General features: G+C 53.2%; 1 rRNA gene. It reads left to right on the top strand.

Annotated features, from left to right (window positions below):
- Nucleotides 1-1227 (top strand): 23S ribosomal RNA (locus tag ACFVJQ_RS46040); the annotation flags it as partial.

Genomic DNA, 1227 nt, shown 5'->3' with positions numbered 1-1227 from the left:
ACAGTGGTAGGAGAGCGTTCTAAGTGCAGTGAAGTCAGACCGGAAGGACTGGTGGAGCGCTTAGAAGTGAGAATGCCGGTATGAGTAGCGAAAGACGGGTGAGAATCCCGTCCACCGAATGCCTAAGGTTTCCTGAGGAAGGCTCGTCCGCTCAGGGTTAGTCAGGACCTAAGCCGAGGCCGACAGGCGTAGGCGATGGACAACAGGTTGATATTCCTGTACCACCTCTTTATCGTTTGAGCAATGGAGGGACGCAGAAGGATAGAAGAAGCGTGCGATTGGTTGTGCACGTCCAAGCAGTTAGGCTGATAAGTAGGCAAATCCGCTTATCGTGAAGGCTGAGCTGTGATGGGGAAGCTCCTTATGGAGCGAAGTCTTTGATTCCCCGCTGCCAAGAAAAGCTTCTAGCGAGATAAAAGGTGCCTGTACCGCAAACCGACACAGGTAGGCGAGGAGAGAATCCTAAGGTGTGCGAGAGAACTCTGGTTAAGGAACTCGGCAAAATGACCCCGTAACTTCGGGAGAAGGGGTGCTTTCTTAACGGAAAGCCGCAGTGAATAGGCCCAAGCGACTGTTTAGCAAAAACACAGGTCTCTGCGAAGCCGTAAGGCGAAGTATAGGGGCTGACACCTGCCCGGTGCTGGAAGGTTAAGGAGAGGGGTTAGCGTAAGCGAAGCTCTGAACTGAAGCCCCAGTAAACGGCGGCCGTAACTATAACGGTCCTAAGGTAGCGAAATTCCTTGTCGGGTAAGTTCCGACCCGCACGAAAGGTGTAACGATTTGGGCACTGTCTCAACCAGAGACTCGGTGAAATTATAGTACCTGTGAAGATGCAGGTTACCCGCGACAGGACGGAAAGACCCCGTGGAGCTTTACTGTAGCCTGATATTGAATTTTGGTACAGTTTGTACAGGATAGGCGGGAGCCATTGAAACCGGAGCGCTAGCTTCGGTGGAGGCGCTGGTGGGATACCGCCCTGACTGTATTGAAATTCTAACCTACGGGTCTTATCGACCCGGGAGACAGTGTCAGGTGGGCAGTTTGACTGGGGCGGTCGCCTCCTAAAGTGTAACGGAGGCGCCCAAAGGTTCCCTCAGAATGGTTGGAAATCATTCGTAGAGTGCAAAGGCATAAGGGAGCTTGACTGCGAGACCTACAAGTCGAGCAGGGACGAAAGTCGGGCTTAGTGATCCGGTGGTTCCGCATGGAAGGGCCATCGCTCAACGG

It is taken from the genome of Streptomyces sp. NPDC127197 (assembly GCF_042672405.1).
In the GTDB taxonomy this organism is placed as follows: Bacteria; Actinomycetota; Actinomycetes; order Streptomycetales; family Streptomycetaceae; genus Streptomyces; species Streptomyces flavusporus.
Note: the sequence above shows the minus strand (reverse complement) of the source record. Positions and strands in the feature narration are given on the sequence as shown.